The sequence below is a fragment of the Streptococcus sp. HMSC066E07 genome (assembly GCF_001814695.1).
GTDB classification, from domain to species: domain Bacteria; phylum Bacillota; class Bacilli; order Lactobacillales; family Streptococcaceae; genus Streptococcus; species Streptococcus hominis.
The window spans coordinates 1-18,518 of sequence record NZ_KV817416.1; the positions used below are offsets into that span (position 1 = coordinate 1).

The following is an 18,518-nucleotide window of genomic DNA, read 5'->3' on the forward strand; positions in this document are numbered from 1 at the left end:
GTTGCACTATATTTTACAATTTATCACTTTAAAAAAATATAAATAAAAAAATAATGGTTGAATAAAAAACATCATATATCTAATGGAATAATGTATTAAAGTAGTGAAATCAGTTAAAAATACAATTCCTAAACACAACAAAGTAAAGTGAATATTCACTTTATTCACTCTACTTATTTTCTTATAGCAGTATACAACAGAAACAGCTTCTATAATTGAGAAAATAATCCAATGTATAAATTCTATTTTCACAATATTATTCTCCTAAATAATTATTTACCAAAAAGTTTTGAAAAATCAAATCCCATTCTGATTCGACTATCCCCACCAATGATTTTATCTAACTGCTCATCATTCAGTTCTTTAAATTCTACAACTTCCTTTTTTACTACCTCTTTTTTAGCAAACAACTTTTTCATAATTTCTCCTTAATGTTTGTTTTTTGTAAGAAATCTTACAAGGTAATTATACAAAATCTTCATAAATAAATTGAAAAAAACTCTAAACGACACATTTTTACATCTCAAAAGACTTCTTTATCCAGTTATAGAAAAAGGCACGCTTTCCCGTGCCCTTTTCTTATATGATCCCAGCAGGATTCGAACCTGCGACCGTTCGCTTAGAAGGCGAATGCTCTATCCAGCTGAGCTATGAGACCAATGCTCTATCATTTTAACAAAAAAAGCCTATGACGTCAAGATTACTTATGATAGGGACTTCCTTGTTGAATCATAAATGCTCGATAAATTTGTTCTACTAAAACTAATCGCATTAACTGATGAGGAAGTGTCAATTTTCCAAAACTCATCAGCAAATTAGCTCTTTTTTTGACAGCAGTAGACAGACCAAGACTCCCACCAATCACAAAAGTAATATCCGAAAATCCACGAACAGTCACATCGCTTAATCTCTTACTGAATTCTTCTGACGGAAATTGTTGCCCTTCAATAGCTAAAGCAATCATAAATTCTTTATCAGTTATTTTCGATAAAATACGAGTTCCTTCTTTGTCAAGAATTTGTTGATTTTCTAAATGACTTGCCTTATCGGGTGTTTTTTCATCTGGAAGTTCAATCATATCAAATTTAGTAAAGCGTCCTAAACGTTTTACATACTCTGCTATTCCATCTTTAAGGTATTTTTCTTTTAATTTTCCAATAGTTACAAGTTTTATTTTCATATCTCTATTCTACCATATCCACAATTATTTCACACCTTATTCACAGGATAAAAAATAAATTACCTTATAAATGACTTAGAAAATCACAGATTTTAAAAGTTATCCACAATTTGTGGAAAAGATAAAACATTTAAGCTATAATTAAGTTAAATTCTTTATACTTTCAGTAATTGAAATAACTAGGAGGAAGATATGAAAAACTCTTCAAATTTCACAAAAAAATTGTTATTGCTTTTCATGGTCTTAGCTATAGGTTTTATTGGTGGTTTACTTGGAAACTTAACTTCATCTAAATTATCAACAAATAGCTCTACAACGACTAAAGTTAATCAAGTTACTACTGCTTATAAAAATACAAATTCCACAACACAAGCTGTGAGTAAAGTAAAAGATGCTGTTGTATCCGTTATTACCTATGCTAATAATAATTCACAAAACAGTGTGTTTGGAAATGATGATTCAAATAATAACAATGATAATTCTCAACAAGTAGCTAGCGAAGGATCTGGAGTTATTTATAAAAAAGATGGAAAATACGCTTACTTAGTAACCAATACCCACGTTATCAGTGGTGCTAAAAAAGTTGACATTCGTTTAGCAGATGGTAATAAAGTTCCTGGAGAAATTGTAGGGTCAGATACTTATTCTGATATCTCCGTTGTTCGCATCAGTGCTGATAAAGTAAAATCAGTTGCTGAATTTGGAGATTCTAGCAAATTGACTGTTGGTGAGACAGCTATTGCAATTGGAAGTCCACTTGGTTCAAATTATGCTAATACTGTGACTCAAGGAATTATTTCTAGTTTAAATCGTAATGTTTCTCTAAAATCTGAAGACGGACAAACGATTTCAACACAAGCTATTCAAACAGACACAGCTATCAACCCAGGGAACTCTGGTGGACCACTTGTGAATATCCAAGGGCAAGTAATTGGTATTACTTCAAGTAAAATAGCTAACAACGGCGGAACTTCGGTTGAAGGATTAGGATTTGCTATTCCATCTAATGATGTTATAAACATTATTAACCAGTTAGAAGCAAATGGAACTGTTACACGACCAGCTCTAGGAATCCAAATGATTGACATCACTAATCTGTCTAGTTCAGATCTATCACGTTTAAAACTCCCATCAAAAATAACTAGTGGAGTTGTCGTACGTTCAGCTCAATCTGGAATGCCAGCTGAAGGAAAACTTCAAAAATATGATGTGATTACAAAAGTAGATGATAAAGAAATTTCTTCAACAAGTGATTTACAATCCACTTTATACAAACATTCAATTGGTGACAACATAAAAATCACTTTCTATCGTGATGGAAAAGAAACTACTACTACCATTAAGCTTACAAAATCTACAAAAGATTTAGATTCAAATAATTGACACTTTATTAACACATCTTTACAGAATTGTAAAGGTGTGTTATTCTATATAAACATGGAAAAATATCAATATATTGCACTTAAGGACATTCAAACTAATCCTTATCAACCAAGAAAAGAATTTTCAGAAGAAAAAATTACTGAGCTTGCTAATTCTATAAAAGAACATGGGATTATTCAGCCCATTATTGTACGAAAATCTCCGATAATTGGTTATGAATTGCTAGCTGGTGAAAGACGTTTTAGAGCTGCTAAATTAGCAGGCTTAACAAATATACCAGCTATTATAAAAGAAGTAACAGATGATGAAATGATGAAGCAAGCCATTATTGAAAATTTACAACGAGAAGATTTAAATCCTATAGAAGAAGCACAATCTTATCAATATTTGATTGACAAAGGGTTGACACATAAAGAGATCGCTCTGACTATGGGAAAATCACGTCCTTATATTACAAATTCTGTTCGGTTATTAAATTTACCTCTCAATATTATCGAAGCGATAAAAGAAGGAAATATTTCTCAAGGACACGCTCGTCTGCTCATCAATCTCTCAGAAAAAGAGCAAAATCAGTGGTTTGATAAAATATTATCTCAAGGCCTTTCTGTTCGGCAGTTAGAAAAACAATTGCATTCCCAACAGACAAAAACTGTAACAAAAAATAAACATCATCTCTTCCTCAAAGAGGAAGAAAAAAGATTAAAAAAGATATTTGGTACAGAGATTTCTCTTCAATTTTCTAAACAATCTCAATCAGGGAAAATTTGTATTCATTTTTCAAACCTAGAAGAATATCAAAGAATTATTGACAGCTTTAAATAAGGCTGTTATTTTTATTCTTTCAAGTCACAGAGTTATCCACTCTTATTTTATAAGAAAACCTTAATAAATCACAGAAAAACTGCTTTATTCACAATCTGTGGAAAACTTCAAAGAACAATGTGAATTTATTTCCACAGATTGTGGAAAACTTTTGCATTTTATGTTAAAATAACTTCTATGGATAATTAAATATAACGAAGATTTATTAGCAAGGAAGGAGGTTTCTTATGTCACAAGAAGCTAATTTTTGGGCGCGTGTTTTAGAATTGGCTCAAAAACAAATCAAAAAAAATACATATGATTATTTTGTTTCAGGAGCTCGGTTAATGAAAGTTGAAAATTTTCAAGCTACTGTACTTCTTGACAGTCCTGTCAAACAATTATTTTGGGATCAAAATTTAGCAGATGTCATCATTACTGCAGGTTTTGAAATTTATAATGACCAAATTACCGTACACTATATCTTTCAAGAGGAAAATGATGAAGTTACTCAATCAACAAATACAAATCATTCAGTAGTTAAACCAAGCCTTCCTCCCATTGAAACCGGGTTAAAAGCAAAATATACATTTGATAATTTTGTTCAAGGCGATGGAAATGTTTGGGCTCTATCGGCGGCACTCGCTGTTTCTGAAAATTTAGCAACAACTTATAATCCATTGTTTATCTATGGTGGACCAGGATTAGGAAAAACCCATTTACTAAATGCAATTGGAAATCAAATTTTAGAAAATATTCCTGATGCTAGAGTGAAATACATTCCTGCTGAGACTTTTATCAACGACTTTTTAGAACATCTTCGATTAGGGGAAATGGAAAGCTTTAAGAGAACTTATCGAAGCCTCGATCTTTTATTGATTGATGACATTCAGTCTTTAGGTGGAAAGAAAGTTTCTACTCAAGAAGAATTTTTCAATACTTTTAATGCTTTACATGGAGACAATAAACAAATTGTACTAACAAGTGACCGAAGTCCTGATCATCTGGATAATCTTGAAGAACGTTTAGTCACGCGCTTCAAATGGGGATTAACTCAAAACATTACTCCACCTGATTTTGAAACAAGAATCGCCATTTTACGTAATAAGATAGAAGATTTAGATTACATCTTTCCAAATGATACCTTAGAATATCTAGCAGGTCAATTTGATTCAAATGTGCGAGATTTAGAAGGTGCTCTAAATGATATTTCTCTTATGGCTAGAGTAAAAAATCTGAAAGAAATTACAATTGACGCTGCTGCTGAAGCTATTCGAGCTCGAAAACAAGATGCAAGTCAAATTTTAGTTATTCCAATTGATAAAATCCAAACAGAAGTTGGAAATTTCTATGGAGTTAGCGTTAAAGAAATGAAAGGAAGTCGTCGGGTTCAAAATATTGTCCTTGCTAGACAAGTAGCTATGTATTTGGCCCGTGAATTAACCGATAACAGTCTTCCAAAAATTGGAAGAGAATTTGGCGGTAAAGATCATACAACGGTCATACATGCTCATGGGAAAATAAAAACAATGCTAGAAATGGATGATAATCTTCGATTAGAAATAGAAAACATAAAAAATAAAATCAGATAACTGTGGATAATTGCAGAAAAAATGTTAAAGTTATTCACAATTTATAAACAGGTCTGTTTTTGTGTTCTATCGCTGATTAGGAAACTTTCCCACAAGTTTCACACAAACTACTATTACTATTAACTTAATAATCATAAAATAATAAAAGGAGTGTCTATGATTAACTTTTCAATCAATAAAAATTTATTTTTACAAGCTTTAAATACAACCAAACGCGCTATTAGTCTTAAAAATGCTATTCCAATTCTTTCTACAGTAAAAATTGATGTTACAAATGAAGGAATTACATTAATTGGTTCAAATGGACAAATTTCTATTGAAAATTTTATTTCAATTAAAAATGAAAATGCAGGGCTTTTAGTGACCTCTTCAGGCTCCATTTTACTTGAAGCAACTTTTTTCATCAATGTTGTATCAAGTCTTCCTGATGTTACACTTGATTTTAAAGAAATTGAGCAAAAGCAAATTGTTTTAACTAGTGGCAAATCAGAAATTACCTTAAAAGGAAAAGATGCAGATCAATACCCTCGTATTCAAGAAATTTCAGCAAGTAATCCTTTGGTGCTTGAAACAAGTGTTCTTAAAAATATTATTAACGAGACAGCTTTTGCAGCTAGTACACAAGAAAGTCGCCCGATTTTAACTGGGGTTCATTTTGTTTTAACAGAAAATAAAAATTTAAAGACGGTTGCAACAGACTCTCATCGGATGAGTCAAAAGAAGATTGTTTTAGAAAAAAATGGGGATAATTTTGATGTTGTTATTCCTAGTCGTTCTCTACGAGAATTTTCAGCCGTTTTTACGGATGATATTGAAACAGTAGAGATTTACTTCACAAATAATCAATTACTCTTTAGAAGTGAAAATATTAGCTTCTACACTCGGCTGTTAGAGGGAAATTATCCTGATACCGACCGTTTAATTCCAACAGAATTTACTAGTATTGTAACATTTGATAAAAATAACCTTCGTTATGCAATGGAACGCGCACGCCTTCTTTCAAATGCAACTCAAAATGGAACAGTTAAATTAGAAATTATAAATGGTGTAGTTAGTGCACATGTGAACTCTCCTGAAGTTGGCCGTGTAAATGAAGAAATTGATACTGAAAGTATATCAGGTCAAGATTTAACCATCAGTTTTAATCCAACGTATTTAATTGATTCATTGAAAGCTATTAATAGTGAAAAAGTTACAATCAGCTTTATTTCGGCTGTACGTCCATTTACTTTAGTTCCAAATGAAGATACAGAGAACTTTATTCAATTGATTACACCAGTGAGAACAAACTAATGTATGATGTAGGAAATTTTGTTGAAATGAAAAAACCACATGCTTGTATCATTAAATCCACAGGCAAAAAAGCAAATCGTTGGGAAATTATTCGAGTGGGTGCGGATATTAAAATTCGCTGTACAAATTGCCAACATATCGTGATGATGAGCCGATATGATTTTGAACGAAAACTAAAAAAAGTGCTAGGAAATTGATTTCTTAGCACTTTTTCATAATCTTATTTTAATTTTTCAAATTTACCGTCTGTAATTTCTTTAAAACCTTTACTTGTTAAGAGTTCTTTACTAGCTTTCATACTAACTTTTTTAGTTTTTCTCGTATTCTTATCTGTATACATTCCAGGTAAGGTTGCTAATTTATCAAAGTCTACTTTATTAAAGTTAATTTCTACAGTTTCCTTAACTCCCTTTTCTTCATAAGTGACTTTTTCTTTAATTCCTTCAATATTTTGATACATTTGAGAAGCTTTATCAATTCTGTCTTTAACATCTTCTTTTTTAGTAGCTCCTAATGTTTTATAAGACCAAAATGAATTAGTAGTTTGTTTTGTGACAATATCTCCTTTATAATAATAGGTTAAACGTAAGTCGTATTGCAAATTTTGATCAATTCTTTGAAATGACATCTTTTTTTCTTGAGATCCGCATGCAATGAGAGTGATGAGCGAAAAAACTGTAACAAAACCAACCAATAATTGTTTTAAATATCCTTTTTTCATGGCATTACCTCCTATACCTCAATAAAATTATAATATTTTTATTAGGAAAATACAACATTTTACAAAAATGATTAAGTTATAAGTCAAATAGTGGTAAATATGATATAATGGTTTATTGAATTGAAAAGGTGAAAGGAAGAGCGAAATGGCTTTAACAGCAGGAATTGTGGGATTGCCTAATGTTGGAAAATCCACTTTATTTAATGCAATTACAAAAGCAGGAGCAGAGGCAGCTAACTACCCCTTTGCGACGATTGACCCTAATGTTGGACGGGTAGAAGTTCCAGATGCTCGTTTGGATAAATTAACAGAGCTTATCAAACCACAGAAAAAAGTGCCAACAACTTTTGAGTTTACAGATATTGCAGGGATTGTAAAAGGAGCTTCAAAAGGAGAAGGTCTTGGAAATAAATTTTTGGCTAACATTCGTGAAGTTGATGCCATTGTTCATGTGGTTCGGGCTTTTGATGATGAAAATGTTATGCGGGAACAAGGACGTGAGTCAAGTTTTGTTGACCCAATGGCTGATATTGAAACAATTAATCTTGAGTTGATTTTAGCAGATTTAGAAAGTATCAATAAACGCTACACACGTGTAGAAAAAGTTGCTCGAACGCAAAAAGACAAAGATTCAGTAGCTGAGTTTCATGTTTTGCAAAAAATCAAACCAGTTTTAGAAAATGGTTTATCAGCTCGTACCATTGAATTTGATGAGGAAGAACAAAAGATTGTCAAAAAATTATTTTTATTGACTACAAAACCAGTGCTTTATGTTGCGAATGTTGGTGAAGACGAGGTAGCAGATTCGGATAATATTGAGTATGTTCAACAAATTCGCGAGTTTGCAGCAACTGAAAATGCAGAGGTAGTGGTTATATCTGCGCGTGCTGAAGAAGAAATTTCTGAGCTAGATGATGAAGATAAAGCTGAATTTCTTGAAGCAATGGGCTTGAACGAATCTGGGGTTGACAAATTAACCAGAGCAGCTTATCATTTATTAGGACTTGGAACTTATTTTACAGCAGGAGAAAAAGAAGTTCGAGCTTGGACATTTAAACGTGGCATGAAAGCACCACAAGCAGCTGGCATTATTCACTCAGACTTTGAGAAAGGCTTCATTCGTGCTGTAACCATGTCTTATGATGATTTAGTGAAATATGGAAGTGAAAAAGCAGTCAAAGAAGCAGGACGACTGCGTGAAGAAGGAAAAGAATATATCGTTCAAGATGGCGATATTATGGAATTTAGATTTAATGTGTAAAGCATTGTAAACTAAATATAAACGAGGTTGGAAAAACTTTTCCAGCCCTTTTGGTCTTTTTAGAGGTAAAAAATGGTAAAGATGATTGTAGGTTTGGGAAATCCTGGAGAAAAATATTTTGAAACAAGACATAATGTCGGATTTATGCTAATTGACAAAATGTGTAAAGAACAAAATTTAAAGTTTACAACTGATAAAATTTTTCAAGCAGAAATAGCTTCTACATTTTTTAATGGTGAGAAAGTGTATTTTGTCAAACCAACGACCTTTATGAATGAGAGTGGAAAGGCTGTTCATGCTCTTCTATCTTATTATGGTCTAGATATTGAAGATTTAGTGGTTATCTATGATGACTTAGATATGGAAGTAGGAAAAATACGACTTAGAGCAAAAGGATCAGCTGGTGGTCACAATGGCATCAAATCAATTATAAAACATATAGGAACCCAAGAATTTAAACGAATTAAAATTGGTATTGGTCGTCCCGAAAATAATATAACCATTATTCACCATGTGTTAGGAAAATTTTCAAAAGGAGACTATGCTATAATTTTAAATATACTTGACAAAGTTGACAGTGCTGTAAATTATTATTTACATTCTAATAATTTTGAACAAACAATGCAACAATACAATGGATAAAAAGATGGATATTATTGAGTTATTTAATCAAAATAAACAAATAGTTGATTGGCAAAGAAATCTAAATAAATCAACTCGGCAGTTATTAATGGGTTTGTCATCTTCAACTAAGGCTATTACAATGGCCTCTTGTGTAGAGGAGAATCACAAAATTTTGATTTTAACGTCTACTTATAGTGAAGCAGAAAGACTTTCTAGTGATCTGATTGGCTTGGTGGGAGAAGAGAGGGTCTATACATTTCTTGCAGATGATACTCCGTTAGCTGAGTTTGTTTTTTCTTCTCAAGAAAAGATTTTTTCTCGTTTGGAAGCTCTAGATTTTTTATTAGATTCTCAACAATCAGGATTTTTGATAGTTAATGTGGCAGCTAGTCAACTATTTTTACCCAATCCTGTTAATTTCAATTCAGCTTATATTGATTTAAAAATAGGGCAAGAATATGAGTTGAAAGATTTGATTTCTCAATTGCTAAATTCAGGTTATAAGCAAGTATCACAAGTATTGAAACAAGGGGAGTTTAGTCTTCGTGGTGATATTTTAGATATTTTTGAGCGCTCTAGTCAAATGCCTTTTCGGGTTGAATTTTTTGGTGATGAAGTTGATGGTATTCGTCTATTTAATCCTGAAAATCAAATTTCTATTCAAAATGTAGAACATGTGCATATTCATCCTGCTACAGATATCATATTTACTAAAGCAGATTATAAAAGTGCACAGAAAAAAATAGAAAATCTTATAGAAAAAACTGTAGATTCAACTTCAAAATCTTATTTAGAGGAGATTTTAGCTAGTACAAAAGAACAAATTCAACATACTGATATTAGAAAATTATTGTCTTATTTTTATCAAAATGAATGGACAATTCTTGATTATCTTCCAAAACATAGCCCAATTTTCTTTGATGATTTTCAAAAAATTATGAATAGATATGCTCAGTTTCAATTAGAAACAGCAAATTTATTGACAGAAGATTTACAAACTAGTAAAGCGGTTGAAAATCAATCTTATTTTGTAGATGTTTATTCAATATTTAGAAAGTATAAACCAGCTACCTTCTTTTCCAATTTTCATAAAGGACTGGGAAATTTAAAATTTGATTCTCTTTATCAGTTCAATCAGTATCCTATGCAGGAATTTTTTAGTCAATTTCAGCTTTTGAAAGAAGAAATCAGTCGCTATAAAAAATCTAACTACACAGTTATTATACAATCAAATTCTTTATTGACTTTACAAAGTTTACATAAAAGTTTACAAGAATATGAAATTCCACTTGATTATGTTAATGATACTAAAATTCATAAACATGCTGTTCAATTAGTAGAAGGACGTTTAATTCAAGGATTTAATTTTGTAGACGAAAAAATTGTTTTAATCACTGAATATGATATTCTGCAAAAAAAAGTAAAACGAAAAGTTCGCAGGCAAAGTATTTCTAATGCTGAACGTTTGAAAAATTATAATGAGCTGGAAAAAGGAGATTATGTTGTTCATAACGTTCATGGAATTGGGCGATATTTAGGAATTGAGACGATTGAAATTTCAGGAATTCATCGTGATTATCTCACTATTCAATATCAAAATGCAGATCGTATTTCTATTCCTGTTGATCAGATTCATCTACTTTCTAAATATGTTGCGAGTGATGGTAAAGCGCCTAAGATCAATAAATTAAATGATGGACGTTTTCAAAAAACTAAACAGAGAGTACAACATCAAGTTGAAGACATTGCTGAGGATTTAATTAAACTTTACGCAGAGAGAAGTCAATTAAAGGGATTTGCGTTTTCTAGTGATGATTCTTATCAGCAAGAATTTGATAATGATTTTCCTTATGTAGAAACAGAAGATCAGTTGCGTTCTATAAAAGAAGTTAAAAAAGACATGGAAAGTGATCATCCTATGGACCGTCTTTTAGTTGGGGATGTTGGTTTTGGGAAGACGGAAGTAGCTATGAGAGCTGCTTTTAAAGCAGTAAATGATCATAAACAAGTGGTAATTTTAGTTCCCACTACGGTTTTAGCTCAACAGCACTATACGAACTTTAAGGACCGTTTTAACGATTTTCCTATCAACATTGAAGTATTAAGTCGTTTTAAAAGTAAATCAGAACAAAAAATAATTTTAAAAAAATTAAAAAAAGGGCAGGTGGATATTATTATTGGAACGCATCGTCTCCTGTCAAAAGATATTGTATTTGCTGATTTAGGACTCATTGTTATTGATGAGGAGCAACGTTTTGGAGTTAAGCATAAAGAAAAATTAAAAGAGTTGAAAACAAAAGTTGATGTTTTAACTTTGACGGCGACCCCTATTCCTCGTACACTCCATATGTCTATGTTAGGTATACGTGATTTATCAGTTATTGAAACTCCTCCAACAAATCGCTACCCAGTTCAAACTTATGTTTTAGAAAATAATGCAACAGTTATTCGAGATGCAGTTTTAAGAGAAATGGATCGAGGGGGGCAGGTTTACTATCTTTACAATAAAGTTGACACAATGGAGCGAAAAGTTTCAGAATTGAAAGAATTGATTCCAGAAGCTTATATTGGATATGTACATGGTCAAATGAGTGAAATTCTTCTTGAAAATACTTTACTTGATTTTATCAATGGGGAATATGATATTTTGGTGACAACGACTATTATTGAAACTGGTGTTGATATTCCTAATGTTAATACTCTTTTTATTGAAAATGCAGATCATATGGGATTGTCAACTTTATATCAATTAAGAGGGCGTATTGGTCGTAGTAATCGTATTGCTTATGCCTATCTCATGTATCGTCCTGACAAGGTTTTAACAGAAATTTCTGAAAAACGTTTGGAAACTATAAAAGGATTTACAGAATTAGGTTCTGGTTTTAAAATCGCTATGCGAGATTTATCTATTCGTGGTGCTGGAAATATTTTAGGAAGTTCACAATCTGGTTTTATTGATTCTGTTGGATTTGAGATGTATTCTCAATTATTAGAAGAGGCTATTGCTAAAAAACAAGGCAAAGAAAAAAGACGGCAAAAAGGAAATGCTGAAATTAATTTGCAGATTGATGCCTATCTTCCTAGTGATTATATTGCTGATGAAAGGCAGAAAATTGAAATTTACAAACGTATTCGCGAGATTGACAGTCGTGTAAATTATGAAGAATTACAGAATGAGTTGATGGATCGTTTTGGAGAATATCCAGATGTTGTTGCCTTTTTATTAGAAATTGGTCTTGTAAAGTCTTATTTAGATCAAGCTTTTGTTCAGCTTGTTGAAAAAAAGCAACAAGCTGTGATTGTCCGATTTGAAAAAGTTTCTCAACAGTTTTTCTTAACTCAAGATTACTTTGAAGCTCTTTCTGTGACAAATTTAAAAGCAAGAATTTCAGAAAATAAGGGATTGATTGAAGTTATATTTGATGTAAAAAATAAAAAAGATTATGAAATTTTAGAAGGACTTTTGCAGTTTTCAGAAAAATTAGTAGAAATTAAAAATCAAAAGAAAAATTGCTAACTTTACAATTTTGTAAAGTTTCGCTTTCATCTATAATATTTTCTTAAAAAATGGTAAAATAATAAATTGAGGTAACTTTATGAGATTAGATAAATATTTAAAAGTATCCCGTATTATAAAACGTCGTCCTATTGCTAAAGAGGTGGCCGATAAGGGAAGAATTAAAGTAAATGGAATTTTAGCTAAAAGTTCAACAGATTTAAAAATCAATGATGAAATAGAGATTCGTTTTGGAAATAAAATTTTATTAGTTCGTGTTCTAGAAATGAAAGACAGTACTAAAAAAGAAGATGCCACTAAAATGTACGAAATTATAAAAGAAACAAAGGTAGAAGTAGATGGCTAGAAATATTGTTCAATTAAATAATCGCTATATACAAGATGAAAACCAACATCGCCGTTATTTAGAGCAAGAAAGAAGAAAAAAGAATCGCTTTATGGGGTGGGTGTTGATTTTAGTCATCTTATTGTTTATTTTACCGACATTTAATTTGGTTCAAAGCTATCGAAATTTATTAGAACGTCGAACACAATTGATGCATCTACAAAAGAGATACGAAGAAATAAGTAACGAAAAAGAATCTCAAAAAGCTTTTGCTAATAAATTAAAAGATGAAGAATATGCTGCTAAATATGCACGTGCTAAATATTATTATTCTAAACAAGGGGAATATATCTATACAATCCCAGGATTGTTGCCACAGTAAGGATGGAAAATTTATTAAAAACGATTGAACAATTTTTGGAGTTTTCTGATGAAAAATTAGAAGAATTATCCAGAAAGAATCAGGCATTAAAATTAGAAGAGACTAAAAAGGAAAGGGGAGAGCATGCGTAAGTTGCTATTTCTATTATTGTTGCCAGCATTTTTAACTGCAAAAGTAGTAGTAAGTACGGAACAAGATGTCGAATTGACTGCAAAGCAACAGTATGAAATTACTAGTACGATCTACAGTAACTACTACACGGATCTTCCAACCAATCCAAATGTTTATGAGCAAATTCCAACTTATACGTCCTTAAATTTAGAAAAAGTTGCTGGGAGTTTAACTCCGAATACATCAATTAAACTTTCTGACTTACAAGTCAATGAACAAGGACTCCCAGTTTTTAAACTCGCAAATGGGCAATTTGTTCCTGCTGATAAACGAATGATTTATGATGATATTGTCCAATCTAGTGCAGATGTTTCTCAAACAATGTGGCTTAGACCATCATTTGTAGTTTACAATCAACCTTTTATAAATGGAACAAAAGAAGTTAAGACGAATTTATTACCTTATCATCCAGTGAAAATTACTCAACTTGCTGAGACGACATCAGGAAAATATGCTTATGTTGAAGGCAAAGGTTGGATTGATATGGAATACTTATCTGATACAGATAATCGTATGGATAAAGTTCAAGAGATTTTAACAAGCAAGTACAATAAAGCAGACTATTCGATCTATGTAAAACAATTAGATTCTGGAAAAACTGCTGGTATAAACCCAGATTTGGAAATGTATTCTGCTAGTGTGGCAAAACTTCCTATTCTTTATTACGCTCAGAAGCAATTAAATGAAGGAAAATACAAATCATCTTCTGGTTTAAAATATATTCCTGCTGTAAATGACTATTCAGGTGCTTATGATACAGAAGGTAGTGGAAGCATTTCTAAAAAATCAGATAATAAGTCCTACAGCATTCAGGATTTGATGAACCATATTGCAAAAGAATCAGATAATGCAGCTACAAATATTTTAGGATATTATATTACTAATCAATCAGACAGCACTTATCAAGCAACAATTGAGCAAATTGCTGGGAAAAAATGGGATGTGGAAAAACGCGATGCTTCAGCAAGGATGGCAGGAAATGTGATGGAAGCTATCTATGAACAAAATGGGGACATTATCAATGCACTATCACAAACAAATTTTGATGGACAGCGTATTTCTAAGAATATAAATGTAAAAGTAGCTCATAAAATTGGGGATGCTTATGATTTTAAGCATGATGTTGCAATTGTTTATGCTAATTCTCCTTTTGTTCTGTCTATTTTTACAAATCATGCTGATTATGACACCATTTCTAAAATTGCAGATGATATTTATGAGGTTTTAAAATGATAGAACAACAATTTTTTCAAATGGTGCAAAAAAAAGGCTATTTCAGACATCATAGAAAAGTTTTACTTGCTATTTCTGGTGGACTAGATTCTATGACTTTGCTTGACTGGTTTTATAAATATCGCGAAAAACTAGAAATAGAAATTTACCTTGCTCATGTTAATCATGGAGTGAGAGAAGAATCTGATTTTGAGGAAGAAGAACTAAAAAAAATAGCAACGAAACTTGGTGTAAGCATTTTTACATCAAGTTTTTCTGGACCATTCTCAGAACAAAAAGCGCGTGATTTTCGCTATGCTTTTTTCAAAAAAATTATGTTAGAAGAAAATTGCACAGCTTTGGTGACAGCACACCATGCTGATGACCAAGCAGAAACGATTTTTATGAGAATTCTTCGTGGCAGCCGTTTATGTCATATTTCAGGAATGAAAGAAAAACAAAAATTTGCAAATGGAGAATTGATAAGACCGTTGCTTTCTTTTCAAAAATCAAACTTCCCTCCTATTTTTCATTTTGAGGATTGGACAAATCAAGAGAACCATTATTTGCGCAATCGAATTCGAAATGAGTATTTTCCATTGTTAGAACAAGAAAATCCGCAGTTCAGGAAGCATTTAATAGAATTGGGAACAGAAATTTCTCAAATGCAAGATGCATTAGCATATTTAACTAAAAATATTGTAGCGACGAATCTGCAGGAATTTCAATCTCAACCTTACTCTGTGCAAAGTTTTTTGCTACAGGCTTATTTAAAGAAATTTCCTGATTTGCAGCTCAGTAAAGCACATTTTTCTGATATTTTAGCAATCTTGAACAAGCAATCTAATTATCAGCAACCACTTAAAGCGGGTTACGAACTCTATAAAAATTATGATTCCTTTGAGATTCGTAAAATCAGTCCACAGTCTGATTTAAAAGTGGATTCAATTTTGTTAAAATATAACGATATTGTGGAATATGGTCATTATCGCTTTTCTTTTGGAAAAGAACTTCATGGAAAAAACATCCAAGAAGTGTTTGTTTCACGTGAAACAGAAATTTTACTTCGACATAGAAAAGAACAAGATGAAATTATTTTGAATCAACACCATAAAAAGCTTCGTCGGTATTTTATTGATCAAAAAATTCCTATAGATCAAAGAAAAAATGCTATTGTTATTGAACAAAACGGGGAAATCTTAGCAATTGCTGGAATCGTAACATGTGATTTGAGTAAGAGTCAAAAAAATGATATAATGTATAACAAACTTTATATTCAAAATTTAGATAGGTAAAGAAGATGCTAGAACAAGATATTAAGAAAGTTTTGGTTTCACATGATGAGATCGTGGTAGCAGCACAAAATTTAGGAGCTCAATTAACTAGTGATTATGCAGGGAAAAATCCTATTTTTGTAGGAATTCTAAAAGGTTCCATTCCTTTTATGGCAGAGTTGATAAAGCATGTTGATACCCATATTGAAATGGATTTTATGTTAGTGTCAAGCTATCATGGTGGAACATCTAGTAGTGGTGTTATCAATATTATTAAAGATATTGATCAAGATATTGCTGGACGTCATATTCTTTTTGTCGAAGATATTATTGATACGGGAAAAACATTGAAAAGTCTGTGTGAATTATTTAGGGAGAAAAAAGCTGCGTCTGTTAAAATTGCTACACTTTTAGACAAGCCGGCAGGACGAAAAGTTGATATTGAAGCGGATTACACATGTTTTACAATTCCAAATGAATTTGTAGTTGGTTATGGTCTAGATTTTGATGAAAACTATCGAAATCTACCATATGTAGGGGTTTTAAAAGAAGAAGTTTATACAAAATAAAAAGGTATATTGATAGATAGATGAAAAATAAACAAAATAATGGTTTTATAAAAAATCCTTTCCTATATATTTTAATCATTGTTGTTGTTATTACAGGTTTTCAGTATTTTTCAGCTGGAAGTTCTGTAGGTCGCAGTCAACAAATTAACTATACTGAGTTAGTTAAAGAAATTAGAAATGGAAATGTAAAGGATATTAGCTATCAGCCAAATGGTAGTGTTATTGAAGTTGCAGGTACTTATAAGAAAGAAAAGAAGGTAAAGGATAATAGTGGTATTCAGTTTTTTACTCCTTCTTCTACCTCTGTAAGCCGCTTTACTAGTGTTATTCTACCTTCAGACTTAACGGTAGCTGAATTACAAAAATTAGCTTCAGATAAAGGAACTGAAATCACCATTAAACGTGAAAGTTCAAGTGGTGTTTGGATTCAAGTGCTGACAACTCTGGTGCCATTTGCCATCTTTGCTTTCTTCCTGTTCTCTATGATGAATCAAGGTGGAGGCGGTGGAGCGCGTGGAGCCATGAGCTTTGGACGTAATAAAGCGCGTGCGACAAACAAAGAAGATATAAAAGTACGTTTTTCTGATGTAGCAGGTGCGGAAGAAGAAAAACAAGAACTAGTTGAAGTTGTTGAATTTCTAAAGGATCCTAAACGTTATACAAAACTAGGAGCTCGCATACCAGCTGGTGTTCTTCTTGAAGGCCCTCCAGGGACTGGTAAAACCCTTCTTGCTAAAGCAGTAGCTGGTGAGGCAGGTGTTCCATTCTTTAGTATTTCAGGTTCAGATTTCGTTGAAATGTTTGTCGGTGTCGGTGCTAGCCGTGTTCGCTCTCTTTTTGAAGATGCAAAAAAAGCAGCCCCAGCGATTATTTTTATTGATGAAATTGATGCTGTTGGTCGTCAACGTGGAGTTGGACTTGGCGGAGGAAACGATGAACGCGAACAAACCCTTAATCAACTTCTGATTGAGATGGATGGTTTTGAAGGTAATGAAGGAATTATTGTTATTGCAGCAACAAACCGTAGTGATGTGCTAGATCCGGCGCTTCTGCGTCCTGGTCGATTTGACCGTAAAGTTCTTGTTGGGCAACCAGATGTAAAAGGTCGTGAAGCTATCCTTCGTGTTCATGCTAGAAATAAACCTCTTGCTGAAGATGTTGACTTAAAACTAGTTGCTCAACAAACGCCTGGTTTTGTTGGTGCTGATTTGGAAAATGTGTTAAATGAAGCGGCTCTTGTCGCAGCGCGTCGAAATAAAAAAGTTATTGATGCTTCCGATATAGATGAAGCAGAAGATCGTGTTATTGCAGGACCGTCTAAAAAAGATAAGACAGTTTCACAACGTGATCGGCAAATTGTCGCTTATCATGAGGCAGGACATACGATTGTTGGTCTTGTTTTATCAAATGCACGTGTCGTTCACAAGGTAACCATTGTACCTCGTGGTCGTGCAGGTGGATATATGATTGCTCTTCCGAAAGAAGATCAGACTCTTTTATCTAAAGAAGATATGAAAGAGCAATTGGCAGGACTTATGGGGGGACGTGTTGCTGAAGAAATTATTTTTAACGTCCAAACTACAGGTGCTTCGAATGACTTTGAACAAGCTACACAAATGGCACGTGCGATGGTAACAGAGTATGGTATGAGTGAAAAACTCGGTCCAGTTCAATATGAAGGAAACCATGCGATGTTTGGTGCTGCAAGTCCACAAAAATCAATTTCAGAGCAAACTGCATATGAAATTGATGAAGAAGTTCGTAATTTGCTTAATGAAGCGCGCAACAAAGCAGCAGAAATTATCCAATCAAATCGCGAAAAGCATAAATTAATTGCGGAAGCTCTTCTTAAATACGAAACACTTGATAGTCATCAAATCAAATCATTATATGAAACTGGCGAAATGCCTGATGAACCAAATGCAAGTTCTTCACATGCTTTGAGCTATGATGAAGTGAAATCTCAAATGGAAGAGCAAAAACCAGAATAAATTATAAAATGTTAAAACTCTTTGATTTAAAATCAGAGGGTTTTAACATTATCCGCTGAAAAGTATGTAAAAGTACCTGAAGAGATAGATAGGTGTATTAAGAAGTACGAAATAGAAACCAAAAAGAGTAGAATAGCTACCAGAAAACCAAAGGGTTCTCCTTCATGCTATCCTTAAGAGGTAAGAGCAAGGAAGGAGAAGGAAATGGAGTTCAAGGAGTTA

Annotated in this window: 18 protein-coding genes and 1 tRNA gene; 15 read left to right on the forward strand and 4 right to left on the reverse strand. The window is 32.4% G+C overall.

The window, feature by feature from the left end; all coding sequences use genetic code 11:
* Positions 1 to 272 precede the first annotated feature (272 nt).
* The 3 genes from HMPREF2984_RS09330 to rlmH all read right to left on the reverse strand — a co-directional run bounded on the left by HMPREF2984_RS09330 (position 273) and on the right by rlmH (position 1,180).
* The gene (locus HMPREF2984_RS09330; RefSeq protein WP_003029519.1) at positions 273 to 419 is read right to left on the reverse strand and encodes a bacteriocin; all 147 of its coding nucleotides are present in this window, start codon (positions 417 to 419) and stop codon (positions 273 to 275) included.
* A gap of 165 nt (positions 420 to 584) precedes the next feature.
* Positions 585 to 658, reverse strand: a tRNA-Arg gene (locus tag HMPREF2984_RS01630).
* Positions 659 to 700: 42 nt separating this feature from the next.
* The gene (gene rlmH, locus HMPREF2984_RS01635) at positions 701 to 1,180 is read right to left on the reverse strand and encodes a 23S rRNA (pseudouridine(1915)-N(3))-methyltransferase RlmH (RefSeq protein WP_070670143.1); all 480 of its coding nucleotides are present in this window, start codon (positions 1,178 to 1,180) and stop codon (positions 701 to 703) included.
* Between the two features lie 192 nt (positions 1,181 to 1,372).
* Between rlmH and HMPREF2984_RS01640 the strand changes: the two genes are divergently transcribed.
* From HMPREF2984_RS01640 to HMPREF2984_RS01660, 5 genes are all read left to right on the forward strand, one after another.
* Complete coding sequence (locus HMPREF2984_RS01640; RefSeq protein ID WP_070670145.1) at positions 1,373 to 2,563, forward strand: serine protease HtrA; 1,191 nt, start codon at positions 1,373 to 1,375, stop codon at positions 2,561 to 2,563.
* Between the two features lie 54 nt (positions 2,564 to 2,617).
* The gene (locus HMPREF2984_RS01645) at positions 2,618 to 3,385 is read left to right on the forward strand and encodes a ParB/RepB/Spo0J family partition protein (protein WP_059221676.1); all 768 of its coding nucleotides are present in this window, start codon (positions 2,618 to 2,620) and stop codon (positions 3,383 to 3,385) included.
* Positions 3,386 to 3,612: 227 nt separating this feature from the next.
* Positions 3,613 to 4,956: a chromosomal replication initiator protein DnaA gene (dnaA, locus tag HMPREF2984_RS01650; RefSeq protein ID WP_003029515.1), complete on the forward strand. Its 1,344-nt coding sequence runs from the start codon at positions 3,613 to 3,615 to the stop codon at positions 4,954 to 4,956.
* A gap of 156 nt (positions 4,957 to 5,112) precedes the next feature.
* The gene (gene dnaN / locus HMPREF2984_RS01655) at positions 5,113 to 6,249 is read left to right on the forward strand and encodes a DNA polymerase III subunit beta (RefSeq protein WP_059221678.1); all 1,137 of its coding nucleotides are present in this window, start codon (positions 5,113 to 5,115) and stop codon (positions 6,247 to 6,249) included.
* Positions 6,249 to 6,446, forward strand: a complete 198-nt coding sequence (locus HMPREF2984_RS01660; RefSeq protein WP_003026821.1) for a DUF951 domain-containing protein — start codon at positions 6,249 to 6,251, stop codon at positions 6,444 to 6,446. Before dnaN ends, HMPREF2984_RS01660 begins: the two co-directional genes overlap by 1 nt.
* A 23-nt stretch (positions 6,447 to 6,469) precedes the next feature.
* Here HMPREF2984_RS01660 and HMPREF2984_RS01665 read toward each other — a convergent pair whose 3' ends face one another.
* Complete coding sequence (locus tag HMPREF2984_RS01665) at positions 6,470 to 6,970, reverse strand: DUF1307 domain-containing protein (protein ID WP_003040803.1); 501 nt, start codon at positions 6,968 to 6,970, stop codon at positions 6,470 to 6,472.
* Positions 6,971 to 7,115: 145 nt separating this feature from the next.
* On the opposite strand from HMPREF2984_RS01665, the gene ychF reads away from it, so the two are divergent.
* The 10 genes from ychF to ftsH all read left to right on the forward strand — a co-directional run bounded on the left by ychF (position 7,116) and on the right by ftsH (position 18,296).
* Complete coding sequence (gene ychF, locus HMPREF2984_RS01670; RefSeq protein ID WP_049533211.1) at positions 7,116 to 8,231, forward strand: redox-regulated ATPase YchF; 1,116 nt, start codon at positions 7,116 to 7,118, stop codon at positions 8,229 to 8,231.
* A gap of 72 nt (positions 8,232 to 8,303) precedes the next feature.
* Entirely contained in the window at positions 8,304 to 8,873 is a 570-nt protein-coding gene (gene pth / locus HMPREF2984_RS01675) for an aminoacyl-tRNA hydrolase (RefSeq protein ID WP_059221680.1), read from the forward strand.
* Positions 8,866 to 12,372 (forward strand): transcription-repair coupling factor, encoded by a 3,507-nt coding sequence (gene mfd, locus HMPREF2984_RS01680; protein WP_106382324.1) that lies wholly within the window; start codon positions 8,866 to 8,868, stop codon positions 12,370 to 12,372. The genes pth and mfd overlap by 8 nt, the downstream gene beginning before the upstream one ends.
* A gap of 79 nt (positions 12,373 to 12,451) precedes the next feature.
* Positions 12,452 to 12,718: an RNA-binding S4 domain-containing protein gene (locus HMPREF2984_RS01685; RefSeq protein WP_003029504.1), complete on the forward strand. Its 267-nt coding sequence runs from the start codon at positions 12,452 to 12,454 to the stop codon at positions 12,716 to 12,718.
* Positions 12,711 to 13,079, forward strand: coding sequence for a septum formation initiator family protein (locus HMPREF2984_RS01690; RefSeq protein WP_003029503.1), 369 nt, complete (start codon positions 12,711 to 12,713; stop codon positions 13,077 to 13,079). The genes HMPREF2984_RS01685 and HMPREF2984_RS01690 overlap by 8 nt, the downstream gene beginning before the upstream one ends.
* A 2-nt stretch (positions 13,080 to 13,081) precedes the next feature.
* Positions 13,082 to 13,210 (forward strand): SP_0009 family protein, encoded by a 129-nt coding sequence (locus tag HMPREF2984_RS09835; protein ID WP_003026834.1) that lies wholly within the window; start codon positions 13,082 to 13,084, stop codon positions 13,208 to 13,210.
* Positions 13,203 to 14,483 (forward strand): serine hydrolase, encoded by a 1,281-nt coding sequence (locus tag HMPREF2984_RS01695; RefSeq protein ID WP_049533208.1) that lies wholly within the window; start codon positions 13,203 to 13,205, stop codon positions 14,481 to 14,483. Before HMPREF2984_RS09835 ends, HMPREF2984_RS01695 begins: the two co-directional genes overlap by 8 nt.
* Complete coding sequence (gene tilS / locus HMPREF2984_RS01700) at positions 14,480 to 15,757, forward strand: tRNA lysidine(34) synthetase TilS (RefSeq protein ID WP_059221682.1); 1,278 nt, start codon at positions 14,480 to 14,482, stop codon at positions 15,755 to 15,757. Before HMPREF2984_RS01695 ends, tilS begins: the two co-directional genes overlap by 4 nt.
* 5 nt (positions 15,758 to 15,762) lie before the next feature.
* On the forward strand, positions 15,763 to 16,305 hold the full coding sequence (gene hpt, locus HMPREF2984_RS01705; RefSeq protein ID WP_059221684.1) for a hypoxanthine phosphoribosyltransferase: 543 nt from the start codon (positions 15,763 to 15,765) through the stop codon (positions 16,303 to 16,305).
* Between the two features lie 20 nt (positions 16,306 to 16,325).
* Positions 16,326 to 18,296 carry an ATP-dependent zinc metalloprotease FtsH gene (gene ftsH / locus HMPREF2984_RS01710; protein WP_003029496.1) on the forward strand — a complete coding sequence of 657 codons (1,971 nt, stop codon included), beginning with the start codon at positions 16,326 to 16,328 and terminating at the stop codon, positions 18,294 to 18,296.
* Positions 18,297 to 18,518: the final 222 nt, after the last annotated feature.